Here is a 13795-nt window from a genome sequence, read left to right as displayed (position 1 = left end):
GCCCGCCGAGTGACACGTCCATCTCACGATCCCGGCGGTACTGTTCGGAAGAACCGCACAACAATGGACGTGTGATGTTCAACCCATGGCGGCTGCGGCTGCTGGTTCAGCTGGACACTCTGGGCACCGTACGCGCGGTCGCCCAGGCCGCGAACCTGAGCGCGTCGAGCGTGTCCCAGCAGCTGTCCGTGCTGGAGGCGGAGACGCGCACGCGTCTGCTGGAACGCACCGGGCGGCGGGTACGGCTCACCCCGGCCGGGCTGATCCTGGCGCGGCGAGCCCGGGAGATCCTCGACCACATGACCGCGGTCGGAGCGGAGCTGCGCGGCCTTGGCGAGGAACCGTCCGGGCTCGTCCGGCTGGGCGTGTTCCAGAGCGCGATCCACAGCCTGGCCGTCCCGGCGGTCACCCGGCTCGCCGAGGCGTACCCGCATCTCGACGTCGAACTGCTGGAGCTGGAACCGCACGAGAGCATGCCCGCCCTGCGCGTGGGCGACGTCGACGTGATCATCACGACCACGGACTTCGTCGAGCAGCCGCTGGGACCCGACCTCGACATCGTGCCGCTGGCCACCGACCCGATCGTGCTGGTGATGCCGCCCGGACATCCCGCCGCGGGCCGCGGCCCGGCCGACCTGGCCGCCTTCGCGGACGAGCCGTGGGCGTTCGACATGCCCCAGTCCTACATGGCGAACCTGGCCACCCGACTGTGCCGCGAAGCCGGGTTCGAGCCGCGGGTGGTGTGCCGCTTCAGCAACTACATGCTGACCACGCAGCACGTCGAAGCCGGCCTCTCCATCGCACTGCTGCCCGGCCTGGCCGTCGACCCGCGGTACCGGGTCGCCACCCGCGACCTCGCCGCCCCGGTCACCCGGACCATCACCGCGGCGATCCGCCGCGGCTCACCGCCGCGGGCGGCGGTCAACGTGGTCCTCGACGCCCTACGCCACGACCCAGACCACCCCGAACTGACACCACAGGCCCATCCTGGAAGCGTTCAGCACCTTCCGGGCGACGCCCACGCGGGGCACCTGAAAATGAGCACTGGGGAGGCATCACATGACGCATGACCAGCACGGCCACTCCGTCACCACCGTTCAGCTGAACCACACCATCGTCTACGCCACCGACCGGCGGCGGTCGGCCGAGTTCATCGCCGGGATCCTGGGACTGGAGGTCGGCGCGCCGTTCGGGCCGTTCCTGCCCATCGACCTCGGCAACGGCGTGACGCTCGACTACTTCGAGAGGCGCGACGAGCCGGTCCAGCCGCAGCACTACGCGTTCCTCGTGCCGGAGGGGCGGTTCGCCGAAATGATCGCCCGCTTGGAAGCGGCCGGCGTCGCGTACTACGCCGACCCCCATCACTCCGAACCCGGCCGGACCAACGACCTGTTCGGCGGCCACGGCGCGTACTTCGACGACCCGGACGGCCACAACATGGAGATCATGACCCGGCCTTACGCACGTCCCTAGCAGGCCGGCGGGCGGCCAAGCACCTAGCTTGTTCTTCAACCTCTTCGATCTTGATGTTCCCGGTCATGGTGAGGTCGCGCGGTTTTCCGACGTTGTAGCGGGGTGCGGGTCGGCGGTTTTTCGAGCCGGGTGGGCATCCGGGACCGGGCTTGCCGGGTTTCGGCGCGCTGGCGGGCAGAGTGGTTGTCGGGCGGATGTTCCGGAACCCGCGCCGGACCCGCGCGGGGGTGAGTTGTCCCGGTTCGGCGGCCGATCGGAACGTACGGCCGGACCGGGGACGTACGTACGGGCCGGCTGCTACCGTTCCCGGCATGACGCAGCCGCGACACCCGGCCGGGGCGCCCGACCTGCTGGAGGTTCTGCGGCGGGACTCCGAGGCCGCGCAGACGGCGGCCTGCCCGTTCGAGTTCGACATCGCGCGCGCCGACCATGTCGAGCCCGTGCGGCTCGCGTCCGGCGCGACGCTGGAGGCCATCGCGGGCGACGACACCGGCGGAACGTACTTCCTGTGCGGAAACCACCCCGCCCGGCGCGATCTGCGGCCCGTCCTCTACGCCGACTCCGAGGGGGCCGCCGGTCTGATCGCCGACCGGCTCGGCGACGCGCTGGAAATCCTGATCGGGCTGCCGTCCTGGCTCGGCCTGGCCTGCAGGCCGGCTGCTGGCGGGGACGAGGCGCTGGCGGGGGCCGTCGCGGAGGCGGAGGAGGAACTGCGCGAGGACAATCCCGACATCGAGGAGGAGCGCGGTGCGCTGCTGGCCTCCCTCGGCCTGCGCAGGCTTCCCCCCGTGGACCTCGTGCACCGGCTGCGGGATGCGCTGGCGCGCACCGAGCCCTGCTACGTACTCCTCAACGCCGAGGAGGGGCACGCCTACAGCCGTCTCGACCGCGCCCCGGTCCCGCCCCTGAGCGACACCCTCCTGGCGGAGGCCGCGGCCGGTCTCGCCCGGCTGCGCGCGGCCCCGGACGCCGGGGACGAGGCCGGCGGCGGTCGGCGCGCCGCCGTCCTGCGCGCGGCCCAATACGACCGCGGGGACGGCGACGCGCCGCTCTTGCACCGTCTGCTGGAACAGGAACTCGCCCACCGCCAGGGCGGCGGGCGCACCGAGCCGGACGGTGAACTCGCCCTTGCCGCCGTCCTCCTGGCCGGTCATGGCAGGCTGGCCGACCTTCCGCTGCTGGGCCGTGCCCTCGATGCCCTGGGCGCCGTCCCCGGAGCTGGCGCCGAACAGGAGGAGGTCCTGCGCTGGGCGCGGCAGACCGACGCCGCGTACTTCGGGCAGGACCGGCGGTACGAGGACGACGTCGTCTGGGCCGGCGTCGCCCGGCGCTTGGGCCTGACCGAGACCGCGCGGGTGATTCTTCTGCACCTGCTCGACGAACACCAGTTCGGCCGCTACCTGGAGGCCCACGACCCAAAGCTCGCCCGCGAGGAGGCGCTGCGCACCCTCGGCGTCCCCGCGCTGACCGCCCTGCGCGACGAGTTCAGTCGGCTCGGCGACGCCTGGCAGACGGGGCGGGCCCAGCGGGTCCTGGACCAGGAGACCGCCTGGACGCCGCGCAGTAGGACAGCGGGGCTTTGAGACAGGCCTTAGCGCCTTAGGTCCGACGGACGAGGGCGGATCGGTCCCTGGGCCGGTGCGCGCGAGCCGACCCGTGGTCGACGATCGGGGACATGGACGGAAACGGCACGCTGGAAGAGGCCTACGAACGGCTCCATCAGACCGGACCGGAGTTCGAGGGCTGGCTCACCAATCACGGGCCCATGGCGGTCGAGGCCATGGTCCGGCACGGGCATTCACGGCAGGTCCACCGCTGGCTCGACGTCTACGCACGCCGACTGGACGATCTGCCGCGTGGCTCCTCGCCCATCACCGCCGACGAGTGGCGTTCGGCGCTGGGAGACCCACACCGTCTCGGGGACTGGCTCGCGTTCTTCGCACGCGAGGTGACCGAACAGCCCTGGCGTACGGTGCTGGAGACCTGGTGGCCACGGCTGCTCCCGGGCATCGCGGCCGGCGCCACCCACGGAGTGATCCGTACGGGCCACGCGGTCCATGCCCTGCTCGACCACGAAGACGGCCCGCTCCTGGCCGAACTCGGCCAGGCCCTCGGCTACTGGGCGGCCCGCTGGCAGCAGGTCGCCGGATTCACCGCGCCCTCCGGCACCACCGGTCCGGCGGCGGCCCTCGCCGCCGTCCCGCGCGTTCCCGAGCAGGCGGCCGGTATCAACCACCGGCTCGGCCAGCTGACCGACCTCGCCGGATGGCCGGTGGCGCTCGCCGCGCTGCGACCCGCCGTCGACGCCGAGCAGGCCCGGAACCTCCTGGCCGACCTGACCACCGCCGCCACCGTGCGCTACCTTCCCAACGCGCACGGTTCGGCCGTCATGCTGGTCCACGCCGCGACCGCACCCATGGCCGTACTCCGCGCCCTGCCCGCGCTGCCGCGCACCCAGTGGGCCGAGAGCCTGTACGCCGCCTGGGCCGCGAGCGCGGCCGTGACCGCCGCGTACGCCCCCGCCGCACCCGCGCCCAGGCACGGCCTGCCCGCCGCACCGGACTCGGCCGACGAGGTGTTCGCCCGTGCCGTCCGACACGGAGACGAGCACGTCATCAAGCTCGCCGACACCAGCATCGACGTCCATTGGCGAACGGGCGACTCCGACGCCCTCGCCGCCGTCATCCGCGCGACCGAACTGATCGACAAGCTCTGACGGGAGGATGGGCGGCATCCGGTCCGCTCAGGCCCTGACGCCGTAGCCACCCAGGGACGGCTCGAGCAGGTCGAAGGCCCGGCCGGCTTCAGCCGCGAGCACCTGGAAGATCTCGTCGTGCGGCCGGCCGGCCAGGCTGTGCCTGGTGCCTTCGGCGAACAGGACCCGATGAACCGATGCCAGCTGGGCCGCCACGATCCGCTGCCGCGCGTCGTCCACGCCGGTCTCGGCGGCGATGGCGTCGCCGAGCGCCCGCTCGCACAAGTCGGCGATCTCCAGGGCCCGGCCGGTGAGCACGTGGCTGTTTCGAACCATCCGGGCGAACGACGCGGTGGGCACACCGAGGGTGGCGTCGCCCGCGGCGATCCGCTCGGCGTAGTCACGGCGGATCGCCGCGAGCAGGCTCTCGCCGGGAGCGCGCGCGGCGACGGCATCGGCCAGGCTGCGGATGACCACCTCGGCGCGGTCGAAGACCAGGTCCTCCTTGCGCGGGAAGTAGTTCGTGACGGTCATCTTCGACACCCCGGCCGCGTCGGCGACCTGGGCGATCGTCACCTCGTCGAAGCCCTTGGCCTCGAACATCTCCATCGCGACGCCGGAGATGGCCTGCCGGGCCTCCTGCTTCCAGCGCTCCCGCAATCCCGTGGGCATGCTGTCACGCTACCACTACATAGGTCGAATCAATGACTTATGTTTGACATAATAATTATGTCCGACCTAGAGTCCATCCCATGTTCGATGAGACCACTGAACGCCGGGCGATCCTTGAGCTCGGCCGGGCCCTGCAGGACGCCTGGAACCGCAACGACGCCGCGGGCTATGCGTCGCTGTTCACCGACGACGCCGACTTCGTCGCCTGGACCGGGGAGTACGGACAGGGTCGGCAGGCCATCGAAGACGGTCACCGACCGCTCTTCGACGGCCCGTTGGCCGGCTCCCGGATGGTTCTGGTGGACGACAACGCGGAATCCGCACGCCCCGAGTCGCTGCGATTCATCCGCCCGGATGTGGCGATCATGGTCACCTCGGGCGTGGTGACGCTCGCCGACCAGAACGCGACCGGCGCGGACCACGAATCCGTGCAGACCTTCGTGCTGACCAAGACCGACGGCCGTTGGCGGGCCGCGGCCTTCCACAACACCCGCCGGCAGGTGTGATCAGCCCGGCCGCGCAGGTTTCATGACCTCTCACGTAATCGCCCCGGTGCGGTGTTCCACGGCAATGTCGACCTCGCAGGCCGACAGAGCAGGAGAGGAACACCATGACCGCCATCGAGGCGCCCGCGTCCGCCCCCGTACGGGTGGCGGCTCCCGGTTGGGGGACCTTGCTGGTCCTCCTCACCGGGGTCTTCATCACCACTCTCGACTTCTTCATCGTGAACGTCGCGATCCCCGCCACCCAGCGGGATCTCCAGGCCACGGTGTCACAGGTCCAGTTCCTCGTCGCGGGCTTCGGGATCGCGCTGGCCGCCGGGCTGATCACCGCCGGGCGGCTCGGCGACCTGTACGGGCGGCGGCGGATGTTCACGATCGGCCTCGCCGTGTTCACGCTGGCCTCGGCGGCCTGCGGGGAGGCCCCGACCGCCGGGGCCCTCATCGGTGCGCGGGTCGCACAGGGCCTCGGCGCGGCACTGCTGATGCCACAGGTCCTGGCGATCATCAACACCGTCTACACCGGCGAGCACCGGGCCAAGGCGTTCAACGCCTACGGCGTCGCGATGGGCTTCGGCGGCGTGTTCGGGCAGCTCATCGGCGGAATCCTCATCAAGGCGGACATCGCCGGCTTCGGCTGGCGCACCATCTTCCTGATCAACGTGCCGGTGGGCGCGGCCGCCCTCGCGCTGGTCCCGCGGCTCGTGCCCGAGTCCCGCGCCGAGGCCGGCGCCCGGCTCGACCCGATCGGCACCGCGCTGGTCTCCCTCGGCCTGGTCGCGATCGTCTTCCCGCTGGTGCAGGGCCGCGCGCAGGGCTGGCCGATGTGGACGTGGGAGTGCCTGGGCGCGGCGGCCGTCCTGCTGACGGCGTTCGCCCTGTACCAGCGGCGGGCGGCGGCGCCCCTGGTCGCCCCGGCTCTGTTCCGGCACCGCTCGTTCACCGCGGGCGCGGTCGTCAGCCTCCTGCACGCGATGACGATGGGCTCGTTCTTCCTGGTCCTGGCCCTCTATCTGCAGCAGGGACGTGGCCTGTCCGCCCTGGGCTCCGGGCTGATCTTCCTCCCGTTGGGACTCGGCTACTTCCTGTCCTCGACTCGTGCCGCAGCGGTCGCCGAAAGGCTCGGACGGCAGGTCATCACGGTCGGCGCGCTGAGCATGGCGCTCGGCTACGCGACGCTCGCGCTGACCGTCTCCGGCCTCGGCGGACACGGCGCCGTCGGCTGGGTCATCCCCGGCCTGGTGGTCGCGGGCGCCGGGATGGGCCTGGTCATGGCACCCCTGCCCGCCCTGGTGCTGAACGGTGTAGAGCCCCGGCACGCCGCCGCCGCGTCCGGCGTGCTCAGCACCGCCCAGCAGGCCGGCGGCGCGATCGGCGTGGCCCTCATCGGCGTCGTCTTCTACGGTGCCCTCGGCACCTTCCCGCACGCCTTCGCCGCCGGGCTCATCCTGCTGATCGTCCTGGACGTGCTGGTCGCGGCCCTCGTACAGGCCCTCCCCCGCTCACGGTGAGACGCGCGTCCCCACGCCGGGCGACCCGGCATCCGGACGGCTCCCCGACCTCCCGCCTCGACGCACACGCGTCGAGGCGGTTCGGCTTTTCCGCCCGCTTCTCCGGGGAGCCCATCCGCGTCGCGAAGGCGCGTCGCAAGTCGGCACGCCACGGCCAAGGGCGGACACGGAGGTGCGCTCGCCGGCCGCGGTTGGTTCGATGTCTTCATGGACGAGGCGCTGGAGTGGGCCGAGCGCCGGTTGGCCGGCGGAGGTGTCGTCGAGCGATCGTTCCGGCTCGTCCGGGCATCGGGCACCGTTCCGGGCATGCTGTGGCTGCCGCCTTCGGTCTCCGCCCCTCCCCTGGTCCTGCTGGGGCACGGGGGCAGCGGGCACAAACGAAGTGAGCGGATCGTCAGCCGCGCCCGGTGGTTCGCGTCCCAGGCCGGCCTGGCGGCACTCGCGATCGACGGGCCGTACCACGGCGACCGCGTTCCCTCCCCGATGGCCGCCGAGGAGTATCAGCCGCGCATGGCGGCGGAGGGGATCGAGGTCGTCCTCGACCGGATGACCGACGAATGGCGGGCGACCGTGGACGCCCTCGGGGCGCTGGGCATCGTGGACACGTCCCGCCTCGGATATCTGGGAATGTCCATGGGAACGCGGTTCGGTCTTCCCCTCGCGGCCGCCCTGGGCGACGAGCTTCGCTGTGTGGTCTTCGGGAAGTTCGGTCTTCGGCAGTGCACGGCCATGGATGAGGGCTTGGCCGTGCCGGAACGGGTCGCGGAGGACGCCCGGCGGGTCACCGCTCCCGCCCTCTTCCACCTCCAGTGGGACGACGAGGTCTTCCCTCGGGACGGCCAACTGGACCTGTTCGACCAACTGGGATCACCGGACAAACAACTGGTCGGCTACTCCGGTACGCACGGCGAGACCAGACCTACGGCCATCGACCTCTGGCGCGACTTCATCTCACGCCACCTGGCCACCGGCACCTGAGCCCCTTTACATCACCTGCGCCGCGCGCGCTTGCCGGATCAATGCTCGGCCGGGTCACAGATCAACGTTTTCTGCCCGGACGTCACCGTGACCTGGGGGTAACCGGCATGCGGGATCTCCGGGAATTTCAGGTCCTTCACCTGCTGCCCCTTGGTCACGGTGAACTGCTGGTGCGCCTCCGGTGGCGGCTCGGACTGGTCCGCCATCGACAGGTCGACGCTGATGTTCGCCGGGCCGGGATACTGCACGTGAACCCGTGTACCGGAGCTCGCGGTGGTGTACCACGAATGCAGGCACACGCCGAACGCGTGCGTGACACCAGCGGATGATGCGACCGGCCCGGAGAATCCGGGAACGTTCGCGTTGTTCGCCGGGAGGCCTGCGGAGTCGGCCTTCGGCGACTTGGCCGGCGCCGCGGCAGCCGATGCGGCCGGGTGGGCGTTCGAACCACAGGCCGACGTCAGCGCGAGTGCAGCGACGGTCATGATCGTGAGGGGGCGCATGCACGTATCATCGTGCAGACGCTTAGTCCTTCGCCAAACGACCCGCCGAAAGCGACGCCCGCACGTCCGGGCACCCGATGGGCTCGTGCTCTCCCACCACCAGTGACGAAAGCCGACTACCCAGCCGCCTTCTCCGCCACGGCGACCTCCACGCACGCGCCACCGTTCTCTCCGCTGCGCTTCGACTTACGCCAGTCAGTGATCAGAACCATCGTTCCTCCGCCGTTCTGCGAATGAAATCGATTGACTCGTGCTGTGGCATTGCGAACGACCGAACGGACTCCCAGGCACGCGAAAGGATCGAGACATCGTCCTGCGCGCTGGTGACCAGACCGCGCACCGCAGTCTCCAGGTAGGCCACGTCGCGTCCGCCCGCCGTCGCAAGGATGTACGCCCCAAGTGAGCGGGGATTCACGTCCGAGCGTACAACCTGAATCGTGAGACGAGGCCCAACGGAGTCGGCGATATGCATTAACTGGTCATGCATGACCTTGGATCCCCCACGTCCTCGATAAAGGACCGCTTCATCGAGCACAAAGTGCAGTGCAGGTGGGGACGGGGACTCTCTGGTCAGGATCTGCTGGCGGTCCATCCGGGCTGCGACGGCCGCCTTATCCCCTCCCAGCAGGACGGACGCGTAGTCCTCGGTCTGGAGTAGCCCAGGGATGATCGACAACTCGACCCAGCGGAGGACGTCGGCGGTGGTCTCGACGTCGCGCCACTCGCGGAACCACTGGGGCGTGGGGTCGATGTCGAGTTGCTTGCAGACCTCCATGAGGACGCCGGCCGGGACGTGGAGCGCCTCCTCGATCGCCGCGATCTGATCCGCTTTCGGAAGCAGCCGCCCGGTCTCCAGGGCGCTCATCCACGGCTCGCTGTAACCGAGAAGGTCGGCCAGCTCGCGCTGACGCAGCCCGGCCGCGTCGCGGTACCGCCGGATTTGACGCCCGAGAGTGATCAATGCTGGGCTCGGCATCCTGCCCATTTTTGTCCCCTTTCGCCGGACCATAGCGCGCATTAACCTGCGCCGCTGCACCGTCGCCTTGCCGTGACAAGCATCTGAATGCGTTCCGATCATAAGTGGTCAGAGGAATTCTGGAGGCACCATTCAAGAAAGGAACGCCGACATGCAAGATCAGACGACCGAAAAGACACGCGCCTACGCGAAGTGGCTGGCTCAGGCCTGCCAGGTGGCCGGCCTCGACGCGGAGCAGTACGGCGAGTCGGTGTGGGTCATCGCCGAGGATCATCGCCTGTCCGAGCAGGTCACCTGTGGGCCGGATGAGAACGGCGCCCTTCGGTGGCTGTGGTCCTGGGGCAGTCCGATCACTCACCTCCGCGACAGGACGCGGATCCTCACGCCGGATGAAGTCGACGAACTCGTCGCGGCGATCAAGAACGTCGTCTCCATTCAGGTACGTCGGTGATGACTCCCGAAGAAGAGCTCATGCGCTCGCTCTCGCGGCTACGGAAGTCGATTGACTCATTGACGGAGAAACCGCCGTCCTCGTCCACCGAGTTGCTCCAACTCGACTCTCTCATCCGCAAGTATCCGGCGGCGGCGAGCATGAGCTTGAAATTCGCGCAGCGTATCCCCGCCGACCTTCCCGCGCCTCCGGGCTGGTCACCGACCTCGAATCTGAACGGCGTCCCGCTATGGGAGTGGCACGGCGACGGTCCTGTCTACGTGGCGACCGCGGACCTGGACCAACTGCGGTTCCTCGGCGTCGCGCTTTCCCACTTCGACCGCATGACCGCCGAACAACTCCGCGCCTACGTCAAGGGATGACCCGTCGGGCGTCCCGGAACGGCGTAGGGCATCGGCGGCGCCCATCGCGGGTAGGTTCGTCGCCGGAAGCGATCTCTTCATGGCCTGGTGGAACGCGCATGGATTTCGGGCTCAATCTTCCCTCGTACGGGTCGGTGGCGTCACCCGCGACGATCGTCCGGTTCGCCGAAGAGGCCGAGCGGATCGGGCTCGGGGCGGTGTGGACGTTCGAGCGGCTGCTGCGCGTCGTGGAGCCGGTCTCGTACGGCGGGTTCGCGCCGCCGGCGCCGCTGCCGAAGGCGTACGCGACCGTCTATGACCCGCTGGAGACGCTGAGCTACCTGGCGGCGCGGACGAGTGGGATCCGGCTCGGGACCAGTGTGATCCCCGCCCCGCTGCACAGCCCGGTCGTGCTGGCCAGACGGCTGGCGACGCTCGACGTGCTCAGTGGCGGGCGGCTGGTCGTCGGGCTCGGGCAGGGGTGGATGCGGCAGGAGTTCGCGGCGGCCGGTGTGCCGCCGGAGCGACGCGGTGCGCGGTTCGCGGAGCATGTCGCGGCGATGCGGGCGGTCTGGGGGCCGGACCCGGTGCGGTTCGACGGGGAGTTCTACGAGATCGCCGAGTCCCAGATCGGCCCGAAACCCGTATGGCCGGGTGGGCCGCCGCTGATCGCGGGTGCCGTCGCCCCGGCCGCGGTGGCGCGCGCCGCGCGGCTGGGGCTCGGACTGAACCCGGTCGTCATGTCCTGGGAGCAGCTCGACGAGACGGTCGCCGGATTCCGGCGGGCGGCGGAGCAGGCCGGGCGCGACCCGGCGTCGTTGCCGGTCGTCGTACGGGTCAACGGCTCCGTCACCGCCAAGCCGCTCGAGGAGCGGGCGCCGCTGACCGGATCGGTGGATCAGGTTCTGGAGGATCTGCCCCGGGTCCGGTCGCTGGGCGCCGCCCACGTGCTGTGGGCGATGCGGACGCACCCGGACGCGCAGCTCGCGGTGATGGAGGAGCTGCTGGCCCGGGCGCCGTCGTGATCCACGGCGCCCGGACCGTCGTGCGTCAGCGCGGATCGGCACCGGCCGCCGCGGCCATCGCCTCGACCGCTTTCTCGGCCTGCTCTACGGTGTGCCGGCCAAGGCCGCAGGCCGTGGCGACCGCGTACACCTCGCGGCCGGCCGCGGCCTCCACGAGTCTCAGGCTTTCGGCGCTCCCCTCCGAGTCGGTCGCGGCCGCGACGCCCGCGATCACCTTCCACTCGGGGTCGAGCCGCCGCAGCGGCCGGTAGAACTCCTCCGTCTTCGGCGATGGGTGCGCACCGTACGCCGCCGGGATGTGGACCGGCGGCAGCGGACGGCCGCGGCGGCGCAGGGCGCCCGCGAGGAGGTTGAGGTACTCCACGGCCGGTCCCAGGTCGCGAGGGGCTACCAGCTCGGTGTTCCGGTGGTTGCCGTAGCACAGGTGCAGGATCATCTCCGCGTTCGCCGGGAAGCGCGCGAGCAGGCCGGCGACCTGGCGGGTCAGCAGCCGCGCGGCGAAGGTCCGGCCGCCCGGCAGCCGCCTGGCCATGTCCATTCCGATCAGGACGGCGGGCGTCTCCAGCTGGAACACGACGTCCTGTCCCGCGTCGGCGGTCAGTGCGGTGACCTCGTCCACGGCGGCCTGGGCGAACACCGGCAGGTGTCGCAGGGACCACCACGGGCGACCGCTGAAGACGAAGATCGCCAGGTCGAGAGGGTTGGGGATGCCGAACTGCAGCCGGACGTCGGCGAGTTCGGGACGCTCGGCGCGCAGCGCGCGGAACTCCTCCAGGATCTGCCGGAGCCGGTCCTCGCGGTTCATCGACACGTCGGCGGGCCGCAGTTCGTGGCCGCGGCGCACGCCGTACGTGCGCATGTCTTCGTAGTCGGCGTACTCTCCCGGACGCTTGATTTCGAACGCCGGCCGCTCGGCGAGATTCCGCAGGTAGGCGACGATCCAGTTGGGATCGATGTCGCAGGGCAGCGTGGTGAGCCGGTGGCCGTCGGCCTGGTCGACGATCCACCGCATGGCCTGCTGCGGGGAGCCGCACAGGTCCGGCGGCAGACTACCGACAAAGTGCATGGTGCGTGACATAGCGTTACTTTCGCATGGAACGCTTCCAATTCGGGCGAAGATCGCTTGCGAACACGCCGCCGTGACACCGGGAAGGCCACGCCCCGCCGGGTCGCGACTGTTCCCCTTACGGTCTGCGGAAGCGGGATCATTCGGACCGGCCGTCCTTTGCGGCACCGCTCAGTACGATTTTCCGCGTTCCCGTCGGTGATTGGCAGGGCAAGGGGGACGCACCGGGCGTCGCGTGGTGATCCGCCGGCCTACGGTTTGCGGGCGTACCCCAGGTAGGTGACGACCGGGCGGTGGTCCGGGTCGAGGACGAAGGGGCACGCCTCGGCGATGTCGTCGTCGGTGATGCGGCCGCGCCGGCGGGCGAGCACCGCGGTGACGAGGTCGCGCGGGCGGGTCGGTTTGAAACCGCAGACGTCCTCGCCGTGCAGGCCGTGGCGCTCGAGTACGCGGGCCACCTCGGCCGGTGGGCGCAGGCGCGCCGCGGCGTATCGCCCACGCGGCATGATGCGGGTCTGCGGAACACCCTGGAAGGCGCCCAGGTAGATGAGCCGGGAGACGAGCGTCCGCGTGACCGTGTCGTACATCAGCACACCGCCGGGTCGCAGGACCCTCGCCGCGTGCCCGACGACACGGTCCAGGTCCGGCGTGATCTCGAACGTGTCGGCGTAATAGGCGAGGTCGAACGATCCGTCCTCGTGGCCGAGATCCTCGGCCGTGGCCGTCTCGTGGACGATCCGGTCGCCGTGCCGCTGCCGCGCCAGCGCCGTCGCGGAGGGCGACGGGTCGACGGCGGTGACGTCGAAGCCGAGCCCGCCGAGCGCGGCGGCCAGGTCGCCTCGGCCGCTGCCGACTACCAGTGCCCTGCCGCCGTGCCGCTCCAGCACGCGCTGGACGTACTCCACGCGCACCTTCTGAAAGGCGACCGCCCGGATGTGGCGTCCGTCGATCGCGTCGGGTGAGTCCAGTTCGATGTGCGGTGCCGCCATGCCGCGCCTCCCGAGTGAGTTCCCTAAAGGAATCTAACAGGGTTCGTTTCCTGAGGGAACTCGGGGTACATTCGGGGCGTGACCCGGACCCGACTCACCGACGTGGCCTGCTCGATCGCGCGCGCGACCGACCTGTTCGGTGACGCCTGGACGGCGCTGATCATGCGTGACGTCATCACCGGTGTGACGCGTTTCGACGACATCGCCCGCGACCTGGGCATCTCGCGGAAGGTGCTCGCCGCCCGGCTGACCCGGCTCGTCGAGGAGGGCGTCCTCGTCCGCGAGCGTTACCAGGAGCACCCGCCGCGCGACGACTACCGCGCGACGCGCAAGGGCGAGGAGCTGTACCCCGTACTGCTCGCCCTGATGGAGTGGGGTGACCGCTGGTACGCCGAGCCCGCCGGGCCACCGGCCCGCATCCACCACCTCGACTGCGGCCACGACACGCACGCCGTGGCCGCGTGCGCGCACTGCGGCGAACCGCTCACCGTGCACAACACGACTCAGCTCCCGGGGCCGGGCGGGCGGATCGGCCCCGGCACGCGCGTGCTCGGCCCGCTCATGGCCGCCCGCGGGCCCGACGCATCGTCCGCCGGAAAATAAAACGTCCAGGTC

At 70.5% G+C, this 13795-nt stretch carries 17 protein-coding genes; 11 read left to right on the top strand and 6 right to left on the bottom strand.

What is annotated here, in order from left to right; genetic code table 11:
- Positions 1 to 74 precede the first annotated feature (74 nt).
- The 4 genes from AB0I04_RS02125 to AB0I04_RS02110 all read left to right on the top strand — a co-directional run bounded on the left by AB0I04_RS02125 (position 75) and on the right by AB0I04_RS02110 (position 4189).
- Entirely contained in the window at positions 75 to 1070 is a 996-nt protein-coding gene (locus AB0I04_RS02125; RefSeq protein ID WP_360877609.1) for a LysR family transcriptional regulator, read from the top strand.
- Entirely contained in the window at positions 1060 to 1473 is a 414-nt protein-coding gene (locus AB0I04_RS02120; RefSeq protein WP_360877518.1) for a VOC family protein, read from the top strand. The genes AB0I04_RS02125 and AB0I04_RS02120 overlap by 11 nt, the downstream gene beginning before the upstream one ends.
- 311 nt (positions 1474 to 1784) lie before the next feature.
- Entirely contained in the window at positions 1785 to 3056 is a 1272-nt protein-coding gene (locus AB0I04_RS02115) for a hypothetical protein (RefSeq protein ID WP_360877515.1), read from the top strand.
- A gap of 92 nt (positions 3057 to 3148) precedes the next feature.
- Positions 3149 to 4189, top strand: a complete 1041-nt coding sequence (locus AB0I04_RS02110; RefSeq protein ID WP_360877512.1) for a questin oxidase family protein — start codon at positions 3149 to 3151, stop codon at positions 4187 to 4189.
- Between the two features lie 27 nt (positions 4190 to 4216).
- Here the strand turns inward: AB0I04_RS02110 and AB0I04_RS02105 are convergent, their stop codons facing one another.
- Positions 4217 to 4840 carry a TetR family transcriptional regulator gene (locus AB0I04_RS02105; RefSeq protein WP_360877509.1) on the bottom strand — a complete coding sequence of 208 codons (624 nt, stop codon included), beginning with the start codon at positions 4838 to 4840 and terminating at the stop codon, positions 4217 to 4219.
- Positions 4841 to 4920: 80 nt separating this feature from the next.
- On the opposite strand from AB0I04_RS02105, the gene AB0I04_RS02100 reads away from it, so the two are divergent.
- The 3 genes from AB0I04_RS02100 to AB0I04_RS02090 all read left to right on the top strand — a co-directional run bounded on the left by AB0I04_RS02100 (position 4921) and on the right by AB0I04_RS02090 (position 7829).
- On the top strand, positions 4921 to 5346 hold the full coding sequence (locus tag AB0I04_RS02100) for an SgcJ/EcaC family oxidoreductase (RefSeq protein ID WP_360877507.1): 426 nt from the start codon (positions 4921 to 4923) through the stop codon (positions 5344 to 5346).
- Between the two features lie 104 nt (positions 5347 to 5450).
- Complete coding sequence (locus AB0I04_RS02095) at positions 5451 to 6851, top strand: MFS transporter (RefSeq protein ID WP_360877504.1); 1401 nt, start codon at positions 5451 to 5453, stop codon at positions 6849 to 6851.
- A 207-nt stretch (positions 6852 to 7058) separates the two neighbouring features.
- A complete protein-coding gene (locus AB0I04_RS02090; protein ID WP_360877501.1) occupies positions 7059 to 7829 on the top strand; it encodes a dienelactone hydrolase family protein in 771 nt (256 codons plus the stop codon).
- 38 nt (positions 7830 to 7867) lie between these two features.
- Here AB0I04_RS02090 and AB0I04_RS02085 read toward each other — a convergent pair whose 3' ends face one another.
- From AB0I04_RS02085 to AB0I04_RS02075, 3 genes are all read right to left on the bottom strand, one after another.
- Entirely contained in the window at positions 7868 to 8332 is a 465-nt protein-coding gene (locus AB0I04_RS02085) for a hypothetical protein (protein WP_360877496.1), read from the bottom strand.
- A 116-nt stretch (positions 8333 to 8448) separates the two neighbouring features.
- Positions 8449 to 8544: a DUF397 domain-containing protein gene (locus AB0I04_RS02080; RefSeq protein WP_360877493.1), complete on the bottom strand. Its 96-nt coding sequence runs from the start codon at positions 8542 to 8544 to the stop codon at positions 8449 to 8451.
- Positions 8535 to 9317 carry a helix-turn-helix transcriptional regulator gene (locus AB0I04_RS02075; RefSeq protein WP_360877490.1) on the bottom strand — a complete coding sequence of 261 codons (783 nt, stop codon included), beginning with the start codon at positions 9315 to 9317 and terminating at the stop codon, positions 8535 to 8537. The genes AB0I04_RS02080 and AB0I04_RS02075 overlap by 10 nt, the downstream gene beginning before the upstream one ends.
- Before the next feature lie 142 nt (positions 9318 to 9459).
- Here AB0I04_RS02075 and AB0I04_RS02070 point away from each other — a divergent pair, with 142 nt between their 5' ends.
- The 3 genes from AB0I04_RS02070 (at position 9460) to AB0I04_RS02060 (ending at position 11125) form a co-directional block, all read left to right on the top strand.
- On the top strand, positions 9460 to 9759 hold the full coding sequence (locus AB0I04_RS02070; protein WP_360877488.1) for a hypothetical protein: 300 nt from the start codon (positions 9460 to 9462) through the stop codon (positions 9757 to 9759).
- A 59-nt stretch (positions 9760 to 9818) separates the two neighbouring features.
- A complete protein-coding gene (locus AB0I04_RS02065; protein WP_360877485.1) occupies positions 9819 to 10121 on the top strand; it encodes a hypothetical protein in 303 nt (100 codons plus the stop codon).
- A gap of 98 nt (positions 10122 to 10219) precedes the next feature.
- Entirely contained in the window at positions 10220 to 11125 is a 906-nt protein-coding gene (locus AB0I04_RS02060) for a TIGR03619 family F420-dependent LLM class oxidoreductase (protein WP_360877482.1), read from the top strand.
- Between the two features lie 25 nt (positions 11126 to 11150).
- Here AB0I04_RS02060 and AB0I04_RS02055 read toward each other — a convergent pair whose 3' ends face one another.
- Together AB0I04_RS02055 and AB0I04_RS02050 are read right to left on the bottom strand one after the other, a co-directional pair.
- The gene (locus tag AB0I04_RS02055; RefSeq protein ID WP_360877479.1) at positions 11151 to 12191 is read right to left on the bottom strand and encodes a hypothetical protein; all 1041 of its coding nucleotides are present in this window, start codon (positions 12189 to 12191) and stop codon (positions 11151 to 11153) included.
- A 251-nt stretch (positions 12192 to 12442) separates the two neighbouring features.
- Complete coding sequence (locus tag AB0I04_RS02050; protein WP_360877476.1) at positions 12443 to 13180, bottom strand: methyltransferase domain-containing protein; 738 nt, start codon at positions 13178 to 13180, stop codon at positions 12443 to 12445.
- 78 nt (positions 13181 to 13258) lie between these two features.
- On the opposite strand from AB0I04_RS02050, the gene AB0I04_RS02045 reads away from it, so the two are divergent.
- Positions 13259 to 13783: a helix-turn-helix domain-containing protein gene (locus AB0I04_RS02045; RefSeq protein WP_360877473.1), complete on the top strand. Its 525-nt coding sequence runs from the start codon at positions 13259 to 13261 to the stop codon at positions 13781 to 13783.
- Positions 13784 to 13795 lie beyond the last annotated feature (12 nt).

Source organism: Actinoallomurus sp. NPDC050550 (assembly GCF_040655075.1).
GTDB lineage: Bacteria > Actinomycetota > Actinomycetes > Streptosporangiales > Streptosporangiaceae > Actinoallomurus.
Note: the sequence above shows the minus strand (reverse complement) of the source record. Positions and strands in the feature narration are given on the sequence as shown.

Coding starts and splice junctions, on each gene's coding strand:
- AB0I04_RS02055 (WP_360877479.1), bottom strand. CDS start 12,191: ATGCACTTTGTCGGTAGTCTGCCGCCGGACCTGTGCGGCTCCCCGCAG.
- AB0I04_RS02115 (WP_360877515.1), top strand. CDS start 1,785: ATGACGCAGCCGCGACACCCGGCCGGGGCGCCCGACCTGCTGGAGGTT.
- AB0I04_RS02120 (WP_360877518.1), top strand. CDS start 1,060: ATGACGCATGACCAGCACGGCCACTCCGTCACCACCGTTCAGCTGAAC.
- AB0I04_RS02090 (WP_360877501.1), top strand. CDS start 7,059: ATGGACGAGGCGCTGGAGTGGGCCGAGCGCCGGTTGGCCGGCGGAGGT.
- AB0I04_RS02050 (WP_360877476.1), bottom strand. CDS start 13,180: ATGGCGGCACCGCACATCGAACTGGACTCACCCGACGCGATCGACGGA.
- AB0I04_RS02125 (WP_360877609.1), top strand. CDS start 75: ATGTTCAACCCATGGCGGCTGCGGCTGCTGGTTCAGCTGGACACTCTG.
- AB0I04_RS02100 (WP_360877507.1), top strand. CDS start 4,921: ATGTTCGATGAGACCACTGAACGCCGGGCGATCCTTGAGCTCGGCCGG.
- AB0I04_RS02095 (WP_360877504.1), top strand. CDS start 5,451: ATGACCGCCATCGAGGCGCCCGCGTCCGCCCCCGTACGGGTGGCGGCT.
- AB0I04_RS02085 (WP_360877496.1), bottom strand. CDS start 8,332: ATGCGCCCCCTCACGATCATGACCGTCGCTGCACTCGCGCTGACGTCG.
- AB0I04_RS02070 (WP_360877488.1), top strand. CDS start 9,460: ATGCAAGATCAGACGACCGAAAAGACACGCGCCTACGCGAAGTGGCTG.
- AB0I04_RS02080 (WP_360877493.1), bottom strand. CDS start 8,544: ATGGTTCTGATCACTGACTGGCGTAAGTCGAAGCGCAGCGGAGAGAAC.
- AB0I04_RS02105 (WP_360877509.1), bottom strand. CDS start 4,840: ATGCCCACGGGATTGCGGGAGCGCTGGAAGCAGGAGGCCCGGCAGGCC.
- AB0I04_RS02060 (WP_360877482.1), top strand. CDS start 10,220: ATGGATTTCGGGCTCAATCTTCCCTCGTACGGGTCGGTGGCGTCACCC.
- AB0I04_RS02075 (WP_360877490.1), bottom strand. CDS start 9,317: ATGGGCAGGATGCCGAGCCCAGCATTGATCACTCTCGGGCGTCAAATC.
- AB0I04_RS02110 (WP_360877512.1), top strand. CDS start 3,149: ATGGACGGAAACGGCACGCTGGAAGAGGCCTACGAACGGCTCCATCAG.